The organism is Caballeronia insecticola (genome assembly GCF_000402035.1).
Lineage (GTDB): Bacteria > Pseudomonadota > Gammaproteobacteria > Burkholderiales > Burkholderiaceae > Caballeronia > Caballeronia insecticola.
Genome location: NC_021287.1, coordinates 582,059 through 600,950, shown reverse-complemented (window position 1 = coordinate 600,950; position 18,892 = coordinate 582,059). Strand labels below are relative to the sequence as shown.

16 protein-coding genes are annotated in these 18,892 nt (G+C 63.2%); 11 read left to right on the top strand and 5 right to left on the bottom strand.

Features of this window, described 5'->3' with window-relative positions; genetic code table 11:
- Positions 1-44: 44 nt before the first annotated feature.
- Both clpA and clpS read right to left on the bottom strand, forming a co-directional pair.
- A complete protein-coding gene (gene clpA, locus BRPE64_RS02730; RefSeq protein ID WP_016344489.1) occupies positions 45-2,348 on the bottom strand; it encodes an ATP-dependent Clp protease ATP-binding subunit ClpA in 2,304 nt (767 codons plus the stop codon).
- Positions 2,345-2,659, bottom strand: a complete 315-nt coding sequence (gene clpS, locus BRPE64_RS02725; protein ID WP_016344488.1) for an ATP-dependent Clp protease adapter ClpS — start codon at positions 2,657-2,659, stop codon at positions 2,345-2,347. Before clpS ends, clpA begins: the two co-directional genes overlap by 4 nt.
- A gap of 523 nt (positions 2,660-3,182) precedes the next feature.
- On the opposite strand from clpS, the gene BRPE64_RS02720 reads away from it, so the two are divergent.
- Positions 3,183-3,389 carry a cold-shock protein gene (locus BRPE64_RS02720; RefSeq protein ID WP_016344487.1) on the top strand — a complete coding sequence of 69 codons (207 nt, stop codon included), beginning with the start codon at positions 3,183-3,185 and terminating at the stop codon, positions 3,387-3,389.
- 182 nt (positions 3,390-3,571) lie between these two features.
- On the opposite strand, the gene icd is transcribed toward BRPE64_RS02720, so the two are convergent.
- The gene (icd, locus tag BRPE64_RS02715; protein ID WP_016344486.1) at positions 3,572-4,828 is read right to left on the bottom strand and encodes an NADP-dependent isocitrate dehydrogenase; all 1,257 of its coding nucleotides are present in this window, start codon (positions 4,826-4,828) and stop codon (positions 3,572-3,574) included.
- 249 nt (positions 4,829-5,077) lie between these two features.
- On the opposite strand from icd, the gene BRPE64_RS02710 reads away from it, so the two are divergent.
- From BRPE64_RS02710 to BRPE64_RS02670, 10 genes are all read left to right on the top strand, one after another.
- Entirely contained in the window at positions 5,078-5,653 is a 576-nt protein-coding gene (locus tag BRPE64_RS02710; RefSeq protein ID WP_016344484.1) for a pseudouridine synthase, read from the top strand.
- A gap of 391 nt (positions 5,654-6,044) precedes the next feature.
- Positions 6,045-6,260 carry a hypothetical protein gene (locus tag BRPE64_RS32195; RefSeq protein ID WP_016344483.1) on the top strand — a complete coding sequence of 72 codons (216 nt, stop codon included), beginning with the start codon at positions 6,045-6,047 and terminating at the stop codon, positions 6,258-6,260.
- Positions 6,261-6,458: 198 nt separating this feature from the next.
- Entirely contained in the window at positions 6,459-6,974 is a 516-nt protein-coding gene (locus tag BRPE64_RS02705) for a DUF192 domain-containing protein (protein ID WP_144063308.1), read from the top strand.
- A gap of 238 nt (positions 6,975-7,212) precedes the next feature.
- Complete coding sequence (gene fusA / locus BRPE64_RS02700; RefSeq protein WP_016344481.1) at positions 7,213-9,318, top strand: elongation factor G; 2,106 nt, start codon at positions 7,213-7,215, stop codon at positions 9,316-9,318.
- Positions 9,319-9,449: 131 nt separating this feature from the next.
- Positions 9,450-9,929 carry a cupin domain-containing protein gene (locus tag BRPE64_RS02695; RefSeq protein ID WP_016344480.1) on the top strand — a complete coding sequence of 160 codons (480 nt, stop codon included), beginning with the start codon at positions 9,450-9,452 and terminating at the stop codon, positions 9,927-9,929.
- Between the two features lie 169 nt (positions 9,930-10,098).
- A complete protein-coding gene (locus BRPE64_RS02690) occupies positions 10,099-11,760 on the top strand; it encodes an ABC transporter substrate-binding protein (RefSeq protein ID WP_016344478.1) in 1,662 nt (553 codons plus the stop codon).
- Positions 11,761-11,764: 4 nt separating this feature from the next.
- The gene (locus BRPE64_RS02685; RefSeq protein WP_016344477.1) at positions 11,765-12,784 is read left to right on the top strand and encodes an ABC transporter permease; all 1,020 of its coding nucleotides are present in this window, start codon (positions 11,765-11,767) and stop codon (positions 12,782-12,784) included.
- Complete coding sequence (locus BRPE64_RS02680; RefSeq protein ID WP_016344476.1) at positions 12,781-13,638, top strand: ABC transporter permease; 858 nt, start codon at positions 12,781-12,783, stop codon at positions 13,636-13,638. Before BRPE64_RS02685 ends, BRPE64_RS02680 begins: the two co-directional genes overlap by 4 nt.
- Positions 13,635-15,713, top strand: coding sequence for a dipeptide ABC transporter ATP-binding protein (locus tag BRPE64_RS02675; RefSeq protein WP_016344475.1), 2,079 nt, complete (start codon positions 13,635-13,637; stop codon positions 15,711-15,713). Before BRPE64_RS02680 ends, BRPE64_RS02675 begins: the two co-directional genes overlap by 4 nt.
- A 74-nt stretch (positions 15,714-15,787) precedes the next feature.
- The gene (locus BRPE64_RS02670; RefSeq protein ID WP_016344474.1) at positions 15,788-16,228 is read left to right on the top strand and encodes a hypothetical protein; all 441 of its coding nucleotides are present in this window, start codon (positions 15,788-15,790) and stop codon (positions 16,226-16,228) included.
- 33 nt (positions 16,229-16,261) lie between these two features.
- On the opposite strand, the gene BRPE64_RS02665 is transcribed toward BRPE64_RS02670, so the two are convergent.
- Together BRPE64_RS02665 and aspT are read right to left on the bottom strand one after the other, a co-directional pair.
- Complete coding sequence (locus BRPE64_RS02665) at positions 16,262-17,107, bottom strand: aldo/keto reductase (protein ID WP_016344473.1); 846 nt, start codon at positions 17,105-17,107, stop codon at positions 16,262-16,264.
- 71 nt (positions 17,108-17,178) lie between these two features.
- Positions 17,179-18,873 carry an aspartate-alanine antiporter gene (gene aspT / locus BRPE64_RS02660; RefSeq protein WP_016344472.1) on the bottom strand — a complete coding sequence of 565 codons (1,695 nt, stop codon included), beginning with the start codon at positions 18,871-18,873 and terminating at the stop codon, positions 17,179-17,181.
- Between the last annotated feature and the right edge of the window lie 19 nt (positions 18,874-18,892).

Sequence of the window (18,892 nt, the reverse complement as noted above, 5' to 3'; positions counted from 1 at the left end):
ATTTGATCCGCGCCGTTTTTGTTTTCCCTGCGAGAAACCTGCTGTCAATCGACTTCGATCGCTTCCGGATTCGGATTGCGCGGCGGCGTCGAGTTCTCGTCGAAGGTGATCTGCACCTTGTCCTCGGCATCGGCGTCCACGGTCACGCGGCCGCCGTTGACGAGCTTGCCGAACAGCAGTTCGTCGGCCAGCGCACGACGGATCGTGTCCTGAATCAGACGCTGCATTGGCCGCGCGCCCATCAGAGGATCGAAACCGTGCTTCGCCAGATGCTTGCGCAAGGCGTCGGTGAAGACCGCATCGACCTTCTTCTCGTGCAGCTGATCTTCCAGTTGCATGAGGAACTTGTCGACCACACGCAGGATGATTTCCTCGTCCAGCGAACGGAAGCTGATGATCGCGTCCAGACGGTTGCGGAACTCCGGCGTGAACATGCGCTTGATGTCGGCCATTTCGTCGCCCGACTCGCGCCGCGACGTGAAACCGATCACCGCTTTGCCCATTGCCTCCGCGCCCGCGTTCGTCGTCATGATGATGATGACGTTGCGGAAATCCGCCTTGCGGCCGTTGTTATCCGTCAGCGTGCCGTGGTCCATCACCTGCAGCAGCACGTTGTAGATGTCCGGATGCGCCTTCTCGATTTCGTCCAGCAGCAGCACGCAGTGCGGCTTCTTCGTGACAGCTTCGGTCAGCAGACCGCCCTGATCGAACCCGACATATCCCGGCGGCGCACCGATCAAGCGGCTCACCGCGTGACGCTCCATGTACTCCGACATGTCGAAGCGCAGCAGTTCGATGCCGAGCGTGAACGCCAGTTGCTTCGCGACTTCGGTCTTGCCGACGCCGGTCGGGCCCGAGAACAGGAACGCGCCGATCGGCTTGTCCATTTTGCCGAGACCCGCGCGCGCCATCTTGATCGATGCCGACAGCGCATCGATGGCCGGATCCTGACCGAACACAACGGCCTTCAGGTCGCGATCGAGCGTCTGCAACTTGCTGCGGTCGTCTTGCGACACGCTTTGCGGCGGCACGCGTGCGATCTTCGAGATGATCTCTTCGATCTCGCTCTTGCCGATAGTCTTCTTCTGCTTCGACTTCGGCAGGATGCGTTGCGCCGCGCCCGCTTCGTCGATCACGTCGATCGCCTTGTCCGGCAGATGACGATCCGTGATGAAGCGCGCCGACAACTCCGCCGCGGCCGACAGCGCACCCGACGAATACTTCACGCCGTGATGTTCTTCGAAGCGCGTCTTGAGGCCACGCAAAATCGCGATGGTCTGCTCGACGGACGGCTCGGTCACATCGACCTTCTGGAAGCGCCGCGAGAGCGCCGCGTCCTTCTCGAAGATGCCGCGATATTCTGTGAACGTGGTCGCGCCGATGCACTTCAGCTGCCCCGACGACAACGCCGGCTTGAGCAGATTCGATGCATCCAGCGTGCCGCCCGATGCCGCACCCGCGCCGATCAGCGTATGAATTTCGTCGATGAACAGAATGGCGTGCGGACGCTCCTTCAGTTCCTTGAGCACCGTCTTGAGACGCTGTTCGAAATCGCCGCGATACTTCGTGCCCGCGAGCAGCGCGCCCATGTCGAGCGAATACACCTGCGCGTCGGCGAGAATGTCCGGCACTTCGCCGCGCGTGATGCGCCACGCGAGACCTTCGGCGATCGCGGTCTTGCCCACGCCGGCTTCACCGACGAGCAGCGGATTGTTCTTGCGGCGGCGGCACAGCACCTGCACCACGCGCTCGACTTCCGGTTCGCGGCCGATCAGCGGATCGATCTTGCCGTCCTTAGCGAGCTGGTTCAGGTTCTGCGTGAATTGCGCAAGCGGCGTTTCCTTCTGCGCAGCGGCGTCTTCCGATTCCGGATTCGCTTCGCTGTTGGCCTTGGCCGCATCGCCGCTGTTCGTCTTGGCGATGCCATGCGAAATGAAATTCACGACATCGAGCCGCGTTACGCCCTGCTGTTGCAGGTAGTAGACCGCGTGCGAATCCTTCTCGCCGAAGATCGCAACCAGCACGTTGGCGCCGGTCACTTCCTTCTTGCCGTTCGAGGTCGATTGCACATGCATGATCGCGCGCTGGATCACGCGCTGGAAACCCAGCGTCGGCTGTGTATCGACGTCGTCCGTGCCGGGCACGGTCGGCGTGTTGTCATGAATGAAATTGCGCAGGTTCTGCCGCAAATCTTCAATGTTGGCTGCGCAGGCACGCAACACTTCAGCCGCGGTCGGATTGTCCAACAGGGCAAGCAACAGATGCTCGACCGTTATGAACTCATGCCGCGCCTGACGTGCTTCCATAAACGCCATGTGCAGACTGACTTCCAGTTCCTGGGCAATCATGCTTCCTCCATCACGCATTGCAGCGGATGTCCCGCTTGCCTTGCATGGCTAACGACTTGCTCAACTTTGGTCGACGCAATGTCTCGCGTGTAGACCCCACAAACTCCCCTGCCTTCGCGATGAACCTTCAGCATGATCTGCGTCGCAGTCTCACGATCTTTATTGAAGTATTCCTGCACCACCATCACGACGAATTCCATCGGCGTGAAGTCGTCATTCAGCAGCACCACCTTGTACATGGCCGGCTTCTTGAGCTTCTGCTCCTGCCGCTCCAGTACCGTGCCGTCCTGCTTGTTGGGATTGGTCGCCATACATCCATTCTAAACAACAAGGACGTCCTCGCAATCGCCGCTCCAGCATCGGCCTACTGACCGAAATGAAATGCTGAAAACGCGCTCGCGCAGCGACGGTCCATCTAGTCCTGCCGCTGCCCAACGGTTCGGCGCGGCCCGCTTGCACCTCGTCGAACCCAGTATCGCACAGCTTCAAAAAAAACAAACCGGACCACCTGTCTTCAGTGCCGCCGGTATCACACAAGTGAGACGATTATGCGACTTTTCAAGGTGACTTGCTTGGACGGCGCCGCACACGCAAAGCAGGAATTACCCTACGAATGTGGTCTTTGCAACGAGCTTAACGGCCATCCCAAAAATTCCTTGACACTCGATTTAAGAGATTTAACAATCAAACTGGCACTTTTTTCCGGGGGGCCATTCCACGGACGAAAAATGGCCGAGGTGAGCTAGTGCGGAGGGGGCGGTTCACAATGTGGGGTGGCCGCCGCGCTTTTCGAGCGTGCTCTGGGTTGCGACAAGAGTTAGAGGGGATGTACGAATGTCTACTGGTACGGTCAAATGGTTTAACGACGCGAAAGGCTACGGATTCATCACGCCCGATGAAGGCGGCGAGGATCTGTTTGCACATTTCTCGGCGATTCAAATGACAGGTTTCAAGACGCTCAAGGAAGGCCAGAAGGTGTCCTTCGAAATCGTCCAGGGACCGAAGGGCAAGCAAGCATCGAACATCCAGGAAGCTGCCTGACCGTTCGATCGGCCTGAGCCTCGCGAAACCCGGCGTTTGCGCCGGGTTTTTTTGCGCCCGCGCTTTAAGCATCGTTTCGCCTATATATATGCGGCAACGTTGCAAAATAAAAACCCCGGAAGGCGTAGGCCTTACGGGGTTTTTCAAAATTCGCATTACCACGACAAACTATAGGTGAGTTCCTACATATTATCGATCATCACCTCGCCGAATCCCGAGCAAGAAACTTGCGTCGCGCCTTCCATCAGCCGTGCGAAATCGTAGGTGACGCGTTTCGATAATATCGATTGCTCCATCGACGAAATGATTTTATCCGCCGCCTCGGACCAGCCGAGATGGCGCAACATCATTTCGGCGGAAAGTATTTCCGAACCGGGGTTCACATAATCCTTGCCGGCGTACTTGGGCGCCGTGCCGTGCGTCGCTTCGAACATCGCGACGGAATCCGACATGTTCGCGCCCGGCGCGATGCCAATGCCGCCCACCTGCGCCGCGAGCGCGTCCGAAATGTAGTCGCCGTTCAGATTGAGCGTGGCGATCACGTCGTACTCGGCCGGGCGCAGGAGAATTTGCTGGAGGAACGCGTCGGCGATCACGTCCTTCACGACGATATCGCTGCCCGACTTCGGATTCTTGACCTTCATCCACGGACCGCCGTCGATCAGTTCCGCGCCGAATTCCTTCTGCGCGAGCGCGTAGCCGTAATCGCGGAACGCGCCTTCGGTGAACTTCATGATGTTGCCCTTGTGCACGAGCGTGACCGAACGGCGGTCGTGGTCGATTGCATACTGGATCGCCTTGCGCACGAGCCGCTCCGTACCTTCGCGCGACACGGGCTTGATGCCGAGACCCGACGAATCCGGGAACCGGATCTTTTTCACGCCCATTTCCTCGCGCAGGAACTTGATGACCTTCTTCGCCTCGGGCGAATCCGCCGGCCATTCGACGCCCGCGTAAATGTCCTCCGAGTTTTCGCGGAAGATCACCATGTCGATCTTCTCGGGCTCGCGCACCGGCGACGGCACGCCCTTGAAGTAGCGCACCGGCCGCAGGCAGACATACAGATCGAGTTGCTGACGCAGCGCCACGTTCAGCGAGCGGATGCCGCCGCCGACGGGCGTCGTGAGCGGCCCCTTGATCGACACGATGTAGTCCTTCACCACGTCGAGCGTCTCGTCCGGCAGCCACACGTCGGGGCCGTAGACGCGCGTCGCCTTCTCGCCCGCGTAGATTTCCATCCAGTGAATCTTGCGCTTGCCGCCGTAGGCCTTTTCCACCGCTGCGTCGACGACCTTGATCATCACCGGCGTAATGTCGACGCCCGTGCCGTCGCCCTCGATGTACGGGATGATCGGCTGATCGGAAACGTTGAGCGAGAAATCCGCGTTGACGGTGATCTTGTCACCGTCCGCCGGAACCTTGATGTGCTGATACGGCATGGTCGACTCCAGATAAGGCCGGGCTTGATTGGAAGCAAACTGTCGAAGCAAACGGTCGAAGCAAACTGCAACTGTATAGAGCGGAATGCATGCACGGGACGCAGCATGCGCGATATTGCCGCACGCGATGGTGCCAGAACGTCATTCTAACCATGCCGGCACGCGGGCGCGCGGCGCGAAAGCTCGCGCGCGCATGCTTTAAGATGCCGGATCCGTTCGCCCCGCGCGCCCTCCTCCTTTGCTTTTTCGATGCCACTCATCGCTCTCAACAAACCGTTCGGCACGATCTGCCAATTCTCGGCGCACGAGACGCGCGCGTCGCTCGGCGACTGGGTGAAGACGCCGGGCGTGTATCCGGCAGGCAGACTTGACGCCGACAGCGAAGGCCTGCTGCTCCTCACCGACGACGGCGCGCTGCAGGCCCGCATCGCCGAGCCGCGCCATAAGCTCGTCAAGCGATACTGGGCGCAAGTCGAAGGCGCACCCGACGATGCCGTGCTCGCGCACCTCGCGAAAGGCATCGATCTCGGCGACTATGTGACGCGCCCGTGCCGCACCGCGTTCGTCGCGGCGGAGCAGATCGAAGCGCTCTGGCCGCGCAATCCGCCGATCCGCTATCGCGCCGCGATCCCGACGACCTGGATCGAACTCGCCATCACCGAAGGCAAGAACCGGCAGGTCAGGCGCATGACGGCGGCCGCCGGATTCCCGACCTTGCGGCTCGTGCGCGTGGCGGTCGGCGCGCTCGACCTCTTCGCTCTCGGACTCGCGCCGGGCGAATCGCTCGAAGTGTCGCCGCGTGCGCCGTGGCAACGTCTAGGATGAATCCCATTCAACTATCTCGAAAATAGGATTTTCAGCGCGTTTTCCGAGTGTTTATCGGACGCAGCTTAAACGCGCTGTCATGAAAATCGGCTAGCGCGTAATGCGCATCGAAAAAAACCGGGATGACCTGCAATTCTCGAGAAATTTGCGTCAACCGACTCTTCGCACGATGCGTTAAGGGCCTCAGATGCCGCGCAAAGCTATCCGGCATGAGCAAGTGACCGATTACAACGACCTGTGTGCTCCAGGGCGTTTGAAAGGTTTAGAGCTCACGGCCGTATCGAAATCAAATAATTGATACGACTGTCAACCGAAAGGTAGGTGGCTCGTTTACCGACATGACTCAATGACCGGGTCGTTTGGTTAATTAATTCACGCTGAGGATTCACAAATGAACAAACTGATCGCTGCTCTCGTCGCTGGCCTGTTCGCAACCGCTGCTTTCGCACAAGAAGCATCGGCACCGGCTGCTGCTGCTCCGGCTGCTGCTTCCGCTCCGGCTCACAAGTCGACCCACAAGAAGCACGCGCACAAGTCGTCGAAGAAGAGCCACCACAAGAAGGCAGCCGCTGCTTCGGCACCGGAAGCCGCTTCGGCAGCGCAGTAAGTTTGTTGTAAAGACGCGGTATAGCGAAGTCAAAAACGAGCATTACCGCCGTCTTTACGGCGTTAAAGGGCAGATGGCCGCAAGGCATCTGCCCTTTTGTTTTGTACCTGCGCATCGAGTAACATGCGCGGGCCGCCTGTTTCGGCAGAACCTTGTCTTGAGAGGAGCATCGTCGTGAATCTGTTGTTGCGTGCCTTCATGTCCCCATTCGCTTCGACTCGTTCGATCTCGCGTTCACGCTTTGCCGCCGTGGTTCGCGCGTGCGTGATCGCCGCAGTGCTGCCGTTCGCGGCGCTCCCGCTCGCGCAGGCGCAGACCATGCCGCCGGGCGCCAAGCAGCCGTCCGACTTTCCGCGCGCGAAACTCACGGCGGGCATGTACGTGATCGACGCCGCCGTCGCCGCGAACGATGCCGATCGCGAGCAAGGTCTCATGTATCGCTCGAAACTCGGCGCCAACGAAGGCATGCTCTTCGTGTTCAACGAGAACGCCGTGCACTGCTTCTGGATGAAAAACACGCTGATTCCGCTGTCGATCGCGTTTATCCGCGCCGACGGCACGATCACCGACATCGACGAGATGCAGGCCGAGACGGAAAACAATCACTGCCCGCGCAACAACGGCGTGTACGCGCTCGAAATGCCGAAAGGCTGGTTCGCGGCGAAGGGCATCAAGCCGGGCACGCAGATCAAGGGCTTGCCGTCCGCTCAGTGAGCGTTCATTGTGAAAGGCACGGCGCATGTCGTGCCGCGGTGACCGAACCGGCGTAACCCGCCGGTTTTTTTTCGCCTGTGCATTACGCCCCGCCCCTTCTCGCGGCTGGCAGGATTCCTGCAAAGAGCTTGCCAACGCGCTATCCTAAAAAGATTCAGCGCGCCGCGTCGCGAATTGTTTCGCCGCGCTGCTGGTCGCCGCATGGCTGACCACGGGTCCATATCCACAGGAGGTTCACGTGCCCCGCAAGACTCCCATCGAGCGCTATCGGAATATCGGGATCAGCGCTCACATCGATGCCGGCAAGACCACGACTACAGAGCGCATCCTTTTCTACACCGGCGTGACGCACAAGATCGGCGAGGTTCACGACGGCGCGGCCACGATGGACTGGATGGAGCAGGAGCAAGAACGCGGCATCACGATCACGTCGGCGGCGACGACCGCCTTCTGGAAGGGCATGGCCGGCAACTATCCCGAGCATCGCATCAATATCATCGATACGCCGGGACACGTCGACTTCACCATCGAAGTCGAACGCTCGATGCGCGTGCTCGACGGCGCCTGCATGGTCTACGACTCCGTCGGCGGCGTGCAGCCGCAGTCCGAAACCGTGTGGCGTCAGGCGAACAAGTACAAGGTGCCGCGCATTGCGTTCGTCAACAAGATGGACCGCGTGGGCGCCGACTTCTTCCGCGTGCAGCGGCAGATCGGCGAGCGTCTGAAGGGCGTCGCGGTGCCGATCCAGATTCCGATCGGCGCGGAAGAGCACTTTCAGGGCGTGGTCGATCTCGTCAAGATGAAGGCGATTCTCTGGGATGAAGACAGCCAGGGCATCAAGTTCGCCTACGAGGAGATTCCCGACAACCTCAAGGAACTCGCGCACGAATGGCGCGGAAAGATGATCGAGGCGGCGGCGGAATCGAGCGAGGAATTGCTCGAAAAGTATCTGGAAGACCACGAAAGTCTGACGGAGGACGAGATCAAGGCGGCGCTCAGACAGCGCACCATCGCCAACGAAATCGTGCCGATGCTGTGCGGCAGCGCGTTCAAGAACAAGGGCGTGCAGGCGATGCTGGACGCCGTGATCGACTATCTGCCCTCGCCCGTCGACGTGCCCGCGATTCTCGGCCACACGGAAGACGACCAGGAAGCGGAACGTCATCCGAGCGACGACGAACCGTTCTCCGCGCTCGCCTTCAAGATCATGACCGATCCGTTCGTCGGCCAGCTGATCTTCTTCCGCACGTATTCGGGCGTGGTGAATTCCGGCGACACGGTCTACAACCCGGTCAAGGAAAAGAAGGAGCGCCTGGGCCGGATTCTGCAAATGCACGCGAACGAGCGCAAGGAAATCAAGGAAGTGCGCGCGGGCGACATCGCGGCGGCGGTCGGTCTGAAGGAGGCGACGACCGGCGACACGCTGTGCGATCCGAATCACGTCATCATTCTCGAACGGATGATCTTCCCTGAACCGGTGATCTCGCAGGCCGTCGAGCCGAAGACCAAGGCGGATCAGGAGAAGATGGGCATCGCGCTCAACCGGCTTGCGCAGGAAGATCCGTCGTTCCGTGTCACGAGCGACGAGGAATCCGGCCAGACGATCATCTCCGGCATGGGCGAGCTGCACCTCGAAATTCTCGTCGACCGGATGAAGCGCGAATTCGGCGTGGAAGCGACGGTCGGCAAGCCGCAGGTCGCATATCGCGAGACGGTGCGCAACAAGGTGGAGGACGTCGAAGGCAAGTTCGTCAAGCAGTCCGGCGGACGCGGCCAGTACGGTCATGCGGTGATCGCGCTGGAGCCGGACCCGGGCAAGGGCTATGAGTTCGTCGACCAGATCAAGGGCGGCGTGATTCCGCGCGAGTTCATCCCGGCGGTGGACAAGGGCATTCAGGAGACGCTGAAGGCAGGCGTGCTGGCGGGTTATCCGGTCGTCGACGTGAAGGTGCGGCTGACCTTCGGTTCGTACCACGACGTCGACTCGAACGAAAACGCGTTCCGCATGGCCGGTTCGATCGCCTTCAAGGAAGCGATGCGGAAGGCGAAACCCGTGCTGCTCGAACCGATGATGGCCGTCGAAGTCGAGACGCCCGAGGATTTCATGGGCAACGTGATGGGCGATCTGTCGGGGCGACGCGGCATCGTGCAGGGCATGGAAGATATCGCGGGCGGCGGCGGCAAGCTGGTGCGCGCGGAAGTGCCGCTCGCCGAGATGTTCGGCTACTCCACGTCGCTGCGTTCGCTGACGCAAGGCCGCGCCACCTACACGATGGAGTTCAAGCACTACGCGGAGACGCCGAGCAACGTGTCGGAGGCGATCATCAATTCGAAGGGGAAGTGATCGCGGCCTGAGCGCGTAAGCCTGAGTGTGTACGTAAGCAAGCAAACGAACGTGTAGTATCGGAAGTCCGTTGCTCCGGCTAAGTTGGTGGCCGGCAACGGATTTTCCTTATCCGCAGACGAGAAACCGCTATGAGCGACCCACATCAAATCGATTGGCGCGAACACGGCGTCAAGGTCATCAAGGGCGATCAGCTCGACACCAACACGGCACAGACGCCGGGCATGAACCGCGCGGCCGCGATCAACGCGGCGCGCGTCGGCGCGCAGAAAATCTGGGCCGGCACCGTCACGATCCATCCGAATGCGAAGACCGGCGCGCATCATCACGGCGCGCTCGAAAGCGTGATCTATATCGTGCGCGGCCAGGCGCGCATGCGCTGGGGCGAGCACCTCGAATTCACCGCCGAGGCCGGTCCCGGCGACTTCATCTTCGTGCCGCCCTACGTGCCGCATCAGGAAATCAACGCCAGCACGGATGACCCGCTCGAATGCGTGCTCGTGCGCAGCGACAACGAAGCGGTCGTGGTGAATCTGAATATCGATGCCGTGGAGACGCCCGAGGAAGTGTTCTGGGTCGATCCGATCCACAAGCATCCGCACGATCACTGACGCGCGCCGGCATCCCCGGCGGCGGAAACGAACAACGACATCGACGACGCGGCGCGCAATTTGCTTCCCGTCCACGACGCGGCGGCGCTTTTTTGCGGCGCGGCTGATCGGACCGCCCGCCCGCGGACCACGACATCAACGACAACACCGGCTACCCCATCCGCACACGATGAAAAAACCTTCGACCGACGCGTATCTCTTAGAAACGGCCCGCGCACACGCAGGCGAACTGGGCAATCACGCGATCGACGAGTTCAGGGCCGGCCGCCTCACGCGCCGCGAGTTGCTGCGCCATGCGAGCGTGCTCGGTTTCGCGCTGAGCGCAGGCAGCATCTTCGGCATGCCGGCCGCGCGCGCGCAGAGCGCGGGCAAGCCCGGCGGCACGATCCGCGTGGCGCATCTGATGCCCGCGGGCGCCGTCGATCCGCTCACGGTGACCGACGCGGCAGGTCTCGCGCTCATCAACCAGACCGGCGAATTCCTGATCGACGACGACAGCGAGCATCTCGCCCTGCGGCCCGCGCTCGCGCTGTCGTGGTCGTCGAATGCGAAGGGCGATGTCTGGACTTTCAAGCTGCGCCCGAACGTGAAGTTCCACGACGGCCAGACGATGACCGCGAAGGACGTCGTCGCCACGTTCAATCGTCTGTCCGATCCGGGCACGGGCTCGGCTGCGCTGTCGGTGCTCAAGGGCGTGCTGTCGAAAGATTCGGCGAAGGCCACCGACGATCACACCGTCGAGTTTCATCTCGATGCGCCCAACGGCAATTTCCCGTATTACGTTTCCTCGAATACGTATAACGCGGTGATTCTGCCCGCGAACTTCACCGGCCCCTACGAAAAGACTTTCATGGGCACGGGCGCGCTCAAGCTCGAAAAGTACACGCCGAAAGTCGGCGCGTCGTTCGTGCGCAATCCGGATTACTGGGGCGAAAAGTCGCTGCCCGATCGCGTGAGCTTCTCCTTCTACGCGGATCAGCAGGCGCAACTGCTCGCGATGCAGGGCCGCCAGGCCGACGTCATGGGCGACTTTACCGTCCAGGGCGGCGTCTCCATGCTGACGAATCCGCAGTTCAAAGTGCTCGGCACGAAGTCGAGCTCGCACCGGCAAATCCACATGCGCTGCGATATGGGCGCGTTTAAGGACAAACGCGTGCGACAGGCGCTGGCGCTCGCGATCGACCGTGAGGTCATCGTCAAGGGGTTGTTCCGCGGCCGCGCGCAGGTCGGCAACGATAGCCCGTTCGCACCGGTGTTTCCGTCGAGCGATCTCACCGTGCCGCAACGCAAGATCGACATCGCGAAGGCGAAGCAGCTGATGAGCGAAGCGGGCGTCGCGAACGGCTTCGACGTCACGCTCACGACCGAGAAATACATGGAGATTCCCGATCTCGCGGTCGTCGTGCAGAACGCGGCGAAGGCGGTCGGCATTCGCATCACGCTCAAGGTGGAGAGTCAGGATCTCTATTACGGCTCGGGCACGTTCGGCAAGTCGGACTGGCTCGATTCGCCGCTCGGCATCACGGATTACGGGCATCGCGGCGTGCCGAACGTATTTCTCAACGCACCGCTCACGAGCGGCGGCACGTGGAACGCGGCGCACTTCAAGAACGCCGAATACGACAAGCTCGTTGCGCAGTTCGTCGCCGCGCTCGATGTCGCCTCGCAGAAAAAGCTGTCCGGCCAGATCCAGCGCCTCTTGCTCGACGAAACGCCGGTCGTGATCCCCTACTTCTACGACCAGCTGATCGTCACGCGCGCCAGCGTCTCCGGCGTGCGCTTCAACGCGATCTCGCAGATGTGGTTCGACCGCGCGACGGTGGGAACCTGACGCGATGAGCACGCTCACGCCGACGGCGCACGTCGCCGACTTCGCCAAAACGAAACGCATCGTGCGCTTCATCGGCGTGCGCGTATTGCTCGCGCTGATCACGCTGTGGCTCTTGTCGATGATCGTCTTCGCTGGCGGCCAGCTTCTGCCCGGCGACGTGGGCCGCGCGATCTTGGGTCCGCTCGCGGACGCGCGCGCGGTCGCGGCGCTCAATCATCAGTTGGGAGTGGACCGGCCGCTCCTCACGCAATACGCGGGCTGGATCAGCCATTTCCTGCGCGGCGACATGGGCGAGTCTTACGCGTTCCGCGCGCCAGTTGCGCCGTTTATCGGCAACGCGCTGTGGGCGTCGGCGAAGCTCGGCGCGCTCGCGTTCGTCGTCGTGGTGCCGCTCGGCATTGCGGGCGGCGTGTACGCGGCGCTGCACGCGGGACGCTGGATCGACCGGCTCATCAGCATCGGCGGACTGACGGCGACGGTCGTGCCGGAATTCGTCTCGTCGATCGTGCTGATCCTGATTTTCGGCGTGTGGCTGCAATGGCTGCCGATCGAGGCGACCGCGCCCGCCGACGCGGGCATCCTCACGCAACTCAAGCATCTGATCCTGCCAGTGCTGCCGCTCGTATTCGTGTTCTTCGGCTATATCGCGCGGATGGCGCGCGCGGGCACCGTCGAGGCGCTCGACGCCGACTACACCCGCACCGCGATTCTCAAGGGCCTGCCGCAGCGCGTCGTGATCCTGCGGCATGTGCTGCGCAACGCGCTGCTGCCGACCATCACCGTCGCAGCGACGCAGCTCGGTTACATGATCGGCGGACTCGTGGTTGTCGAGACGCTGTTCCACTATCAGGGCATCGGCTCGCTGATCTACACCGCCGCGCGCGGCAAGGACTTTCCGATGCTCGAAGCCGGCGTGCTGACCATCGGCGTGATTTATACGGCGGCAAATTTGATCGCGGATGCGTTGTACGTCGTGCTTAATCCGCGCCTGCGCACCACCGATTCGAGCGGAGACGCGCGATGAGCACGCCCGCACTCGCGCAGCCCCGGCAAAAGCGCTTCGAGGCGCTCGGCGCGCTCGCGCGCTCGGCCACCTTCGATCTCGGCGTGCTGATTCTGCTCTTCTGGGTCGTGTGCGCGCTCTTCGGGCACTGGCTCGTGCCGCTCGATCCTTACGCGTCCGATCCGCTCAATTCGCTGGGGCCTCCTTCCGCCGATCACTGGTTCGGCACCGACCAGCTCGGCCGCGACGTATTCGCGCGCGTGATTGTCGGTTCGCGCGACATTCTCACCATCGCGCCGCTCGCGACGCTGCTCGGCACCGCGGCGGGCACGGCGATCGGATTGGTGCTCGGCTATTTCGACGGCTGGGTCGATGCCGTGATCGGCCGCGCAATCGATGCGCTGCTCGCCCTGCCGCTCGTGATCGTCGCGCTGCTCGCGCTGGCGGCCGTCGGCGCGAGCAACACGACGGTGATTCTCGTCATCGGCCTTACCTTCGCGCCGATCACCGCGCGCACGGTGCGCGCCGCCGTGCTGGGCGAGCGCCATCTCGATTACGTGCTCGCGGCGCAATTGCGCGGCGAAAACGCGCTCTACATCATGTTCGCGGAGATTCTGCCGAACGTGCTGCCGCCGATCATCGTCGAGGCGACGGTGCGGCTCGGCTACGCGATCTTCGCGGTCGCGACGCTCTCGTTCCTCGGCTTCGGCATTCAGCCGCCGTCCGCCGACTGGGGCCTCGCGCTGTCCGAAAGCTACACGCTGATGGCGGGCGGCGCATGGTGGACCGTCGTGTTCGACGCCGCCGCGATCGCCTCGCTCGTGATCGCGGTGAATCTCGTCGCGGATGCGGTGCAAGGAGTGCTCGACCGATGAACGGACCGCCGCCATCGCCATTTCCCACCTTCGGCGCCGCGAAAGGCGATCAGGCCGATGCGCTGACGATCGTCGGCCTGACGGTTGCCTACCGCTCGCGCGGACGCGAGCGCGAAGTGCTGCAGGACGTCACGTTGCGCGTGCGGCGCGGCGAGGCGTACGGGCTTGTCGGCGAATCGGGCTGCGGCAAGTCGACGGCGGCGCTCGCGGTGCTGCGCTATCTGCCGCGCAACGGCCGCGTGAAGGCGGGCAAGATTGCGATCGGCGGCCGCGACGTCGCCGCGCTCGACGCCGACGCCTTGCGCGGCATGCGCGCGAACGCCGTGTCGATGGTCTATCAGGATCCGGGGCGCGCGCTCAATCCGTCGCTGACGATCGCGCGGCAAGTGTCCGAAGCGTTCGAAGTCACGGGCGCTTCCGCCGACGACGCGCTCGCCCGCACCATCGACATGCTCAGACGCGTGCGCATCGCCTCGCCCGAGCGCGTGATGGAGAGTTATCCGCATCAGTTGTCGGGCGGCATGCAGCAGCGTGTCGTCATCGCGATGGCGCTCGCGTGCAATCCCGAACTGCTGATCCTCGACGAACCGACGACCGGGCTCGACGCCACCGTCGAAGCCGAGGTGCTCGACCTGATCGCGCAACTGCGCGCGGAACTCGGCACGGCCGTGCTCTTCATCAGCCACAACCTCGCGGTGATCGGGCGCATGTGCGATCGCGTGGGCGTGCTGTACGCGGGAAAGCTGGTCGAAGAAGGCACGACCGCCGATGTCTTCGCGCAGCCGCGTCATCCGTACACGGTCGGTCTGCTGCGCTGTCTGCCGCGCGCGGGCCGCGGCAAGGAAACCGGCCGCCTCGACACGATTCCCGGCTCGCTGCCGCTGCCGGGGTCGATTGCGCAGGGCTGCATCTTCGCGCCGCGCTGCAAGCTCGCCGACGAGCGCTGCCTGAAAGAAGCGCCGCCGCCGTATCGCGTGGCGTCGGCGCACGGCGACCAGATGGCACGCTGCCATTATCACGAACGCGCGCAGACGCTACCGCGCTCGACCGAGGAAGCGCCGCTTCCGCTTGCCGCCGACGCCAGTGCGCCGCTCGCGCTTTCGGCGCGCAATCTCTCGAAGACATTCCGCGTCGGCGACGAAGAAGTGCGCGCCGTCCACGACGTCTCGCTCGATCTCGTGCAGGGCGAGACGCTCGGGCTCGTCGGCGAATCGGGCAGCGGCAAGACGACGCTCGCCAAGCTGCTGCTGGGCCTCGTGTCGCCCGACAAAGGCGCGACGCTCGAACTCGACGGCGCGAACCTGCCCGAACGCGTGACTCAGCGTAGCGACGAGCAAGTGAAGTCGCTGCAGATCGTGTTTCAGAATCCGGATTCCGCGCTGAATCGCGCGCATTCGGTGCGGCGGCTGATCACGCGGTCGCTGTCGAAGCTGGCCTCGCTGCATGGCGACGCGAAGGAAAAGCGCCTGCATACGCTGACCGAAGCCGTGCGTCTGCCGGAACGCTATCTGGGCTCGCGCACGCGGCATCTGTCGGGCGGACTCAAGCAGCGCGTGGCGATTGCGCGCGCCTTCGCGGGCGACCCGCGCGTCGTGGTCTGCGACGAACCGACATCCGCGCTCGATGTTTCCGTGCAGGCCGCGATCCTCAATCTGCTCGCCGACCTCCAGCGCGAACGCCGCGTCTCCTATGTGTTCATCTCGCACGATCTGCATGTCGTGCGCTATCTGTCGGACCGTATCGCCGTGCTGTATCTCGGGCGCATCATGGAGATCGGCCGTGCGAGCGATATCTTCGACGGCCCGCAGCATCCGTACACCGAAGCGCTGTTGTCCTCGGTGCCGTCGCTCGACGGCACGCATGCGAAGCGTATCCGTCTGTCGGGCGAGTTGCCGAGCGCGGCGAATCCGCCTTCGGGCTGCGTGTTTCACACGCGCTGTCCGCGCAAGATCGGCGAGATTTGCGAGACCGAAACGCCGCCTTGCCGCCACGCCGGCGACGCCGGCCACGAACACGCGATTCATTGCCACATTCCCATCGACGAACTGCGCGCGCTGCAACGTCCGGCAAGCTGATCATTCGTCGGAACCAAAGCGGCCCCGCGCGTCTCTCATCGGTTCGACGTTCAACAACAACGAGGATTCAACCGATGAAACCCGCCCTTTCCGTCGCGCTCGCCAGTCTGACTTTCACCGCCGCATTCGCGGCTTCATTGGCCGCCTCAGGCGCCGCGCATGCGCAAACCACGCAGGCCCCGACGCCCGGCGCGTCCGATCCGAGCTTCTCGGCCTACTCGCTCGCGCAGCAATGCGCCGCGAAATCCGACAACGCCGCGCAAGGGCAATGCGTGGGCGCCGTGCGTGGCATCGTGCGCGGCTATCAGTACGGCGTGCTGTTCGTGTCGCAACGTGCGTCGATGCCCGAAGGCGAGACAAAGCGCATTTCGCTGTGCCTGACGGACACGAAGGTGTCGTCGATCATCGACGACTTCCTCGCCGATGCGAAACAGGTCAACGAAGCGGATCTCAAGCGCACGCCCGCGGAAGTTGCCGTGCTCGGCTCGGTGCATGCGCATCACGCGTGTACGTGATGCGCCGGCTTGAGCGTTCCCGAGCGCGCCGCTTCAAAGCATTTCGAGCGATCGCTTCGACTTCGGCGGCCTGAACTGCTGATCGATCTCCGTGAGGTCGTCGGCGGACAGGTGAAGATCGAGCGCCGCGCGGTTCTCTCGCACGTGCGCGACGTCGGCGGCCTTTGGAATCGCGAACACTTCGGGCTGTTGCAGCACCCACGCGAGCGCCACCTGAAACGCCGACACGCCGCGCGCCGCCGCAATCTTTTCGAGCGCGCCGCCGCGCGGCAGACGCGCGTGATCGACCGGGCTATAGGCCATCGCGGGCATGCGGCGCTCGCGCAGCCACGGCAGCAAGTCGAACTCCGGGCCGCGTCGCGCGACGTTGTAGAGAATCTGGTCGGTTGCGCAGGCGTCGCCGCCGTCGATCGAAAAGAGTTCTTCGAGGTCGTCAGTGTCGAAGTTGCTCACGCCCCAATGGCGAATCTTGCCGTCGCGCTGCAATTTGCCGAAGCCCGCGACCACGCCTTCCAGATCCTCGCCGCCGCGCCAGTGCAGCAAATAAAGATCGATGCGATCGGTCTTCAGGCGCTTCAGGCTGCGCTCGCATGCGGCCTGCACGCCGCGCTCGCTGCCGTTGTGCGGATACACCTTGCTCACGATGAAAAGCTCATCGCGCACGCCGCCCAGCGCCTCGGCGATGAGTTTCTCGCTCTCGCCGTCGCCGTACATTTCGGCGGTATCGATGAGCGTCATGCCGAGTTCGACGCCCTCGCGCAATGCGGCGATCTCGCTCTTGCGCGCGTTCGGGCGCTCGCCCATTTCCCACGTGCCCTGACCGAGCTTCGGGATAGTTTCGCCTGTCGGCAGACTGACGACGAGTTTCGGGTTCGACATCGGCGGACACTCCTCTTGTCTGGGATCAAGGTTCGAGGATACCGCGACGTCGCCGTCAGATGGCATCGCGCTCAGACAAGCCCCACCACGAGCGGTCCGAGCAAGGTCAGCAACACGTTGGCGAGCGCGTAGGTGATGGCGAACGGCACCGTCGGCACGGCGCTCTCCGCCTTGTCCAGCACGCCGCCGAACGCCGGATTCGCGCTGCGCGACCCGGTAAGCGCGCCTGCGAGCAGCGCGGCGTTGTCGTAGCGCAGCACGTAGCGGCCGAAGAGCATCGTCAGCACGAGGGGAAACAGCGTGACGAACGCGCCGAGGAGGAAGATTGTGAGGCCGCTCTGCTTGACCGTCACGACCGCCTGCAGCCCCGAATTCAGCCCGACGACCGCGACGAACGCCGCCAGCCCGAAGTCCTTCAGCAACTGCGACGCGGCCGGCGGCATGACGCCGTACATCGGATGCTTGCCGCGCATCCAGCCGAACAGCAGTCCCGCGAGCAGACAGCCGCCGCCCGAGCCGAGCGTGAGCGGAATGCCGCCCACGTTGACGACCACCAGCCCGATCAGCAGCCCGAGCACGATGCCCACGCCCATGTAGATGAAGTCGGTCTTGTCGGTGTACGGCAGCTCGTAACCGGCGGCATCGACGGCGCGTTTGGTGTCCTGCGGCGAGCCGTAGAACGTGATCACGTCGCCGTGTTCGAGCTGCGTTTCGGGCAGCACCGGCAGCGCCAGGCCCGCGCGCGAGATGTCGTGGATATAGACGCCGTGGCGCAAGTCGCGGTCGACGGTGGCGCGCACCGCGGCGATCGTCGTGCGGTTCATGCCGCGCTTCGTGAACACGCCCTGGCGCTTCTGCATGACGACGCTGATGCCGTCGGTATCCGCGACTTCCTCGCCGATATGCGCCGCCGCGCTCACCATCACTTCGCGCCGTCCGACCACGAGCACGATATCGCCCGCCTCCAGCATGATGTCCGGGCGCGGCTCCAGCGCATGGCCCGCGCGCCGGATTCGCTCGATGGCAATCAGGTCCTGATCGTCCATTTCGATCTGCGCAACCGTGCGCCCCGCCGCGCCGCCGCGCGTCACGCGATACGCGCGCCCGACCAGCGCCGGCAGCGCGGAAATCTGCCCGGGCCCCGGCCCCGCCGACGCGCCGCCGGCAAGCGCCTTCTCCGCCTCGACCGACGCGTCCTTCAGACTCTGCCCCATGAATTTCGGCAGCAGGTTCACGCACACGATGATCGCCCCGAGCGAGCCGAACACGTAGGTCACGGCGTAGGCGATCGCCACGTCGGCCTGCAGCGCCTTCGTCTCATCGGCGGAAAGACCGAGCCGCGCAATGGCATCGCCCGCCGTGCCGATGATCGCCGACTGCGTGAGCGCGCCACCCGCGAGTCCGGCGGCCAGTCCCTTGTTCAGCCCGAACAGCTTCGCGCAGACGATCACGGTGACGAGCGCCGTCACCGCGAGAAACACGGCCATCGCGATTTCGCGCAGCGTCTTGCGATTGATCGAATTGAAGAACTGCGGTCCGGAGTCGTAGCCGACCGCGTAGATGAACACGGCGAACATCACGGACTTCACGCCGTTGTCGATCTGCACGCCCGCCTGGCTTATGACCACCGCCGCGATCAGCGATCCGCCCACGCCGCCCAGCTGAAACTTGCCGAAGTTGATCTGACCGATCAGATAACCCACTGCCAGCGACAAAAACAGCGCCGATTCGGGTGACTTCTGGAAAATCGTGTGGAGCCAGTCCATCGCGTCCTCGCGGTTCGGA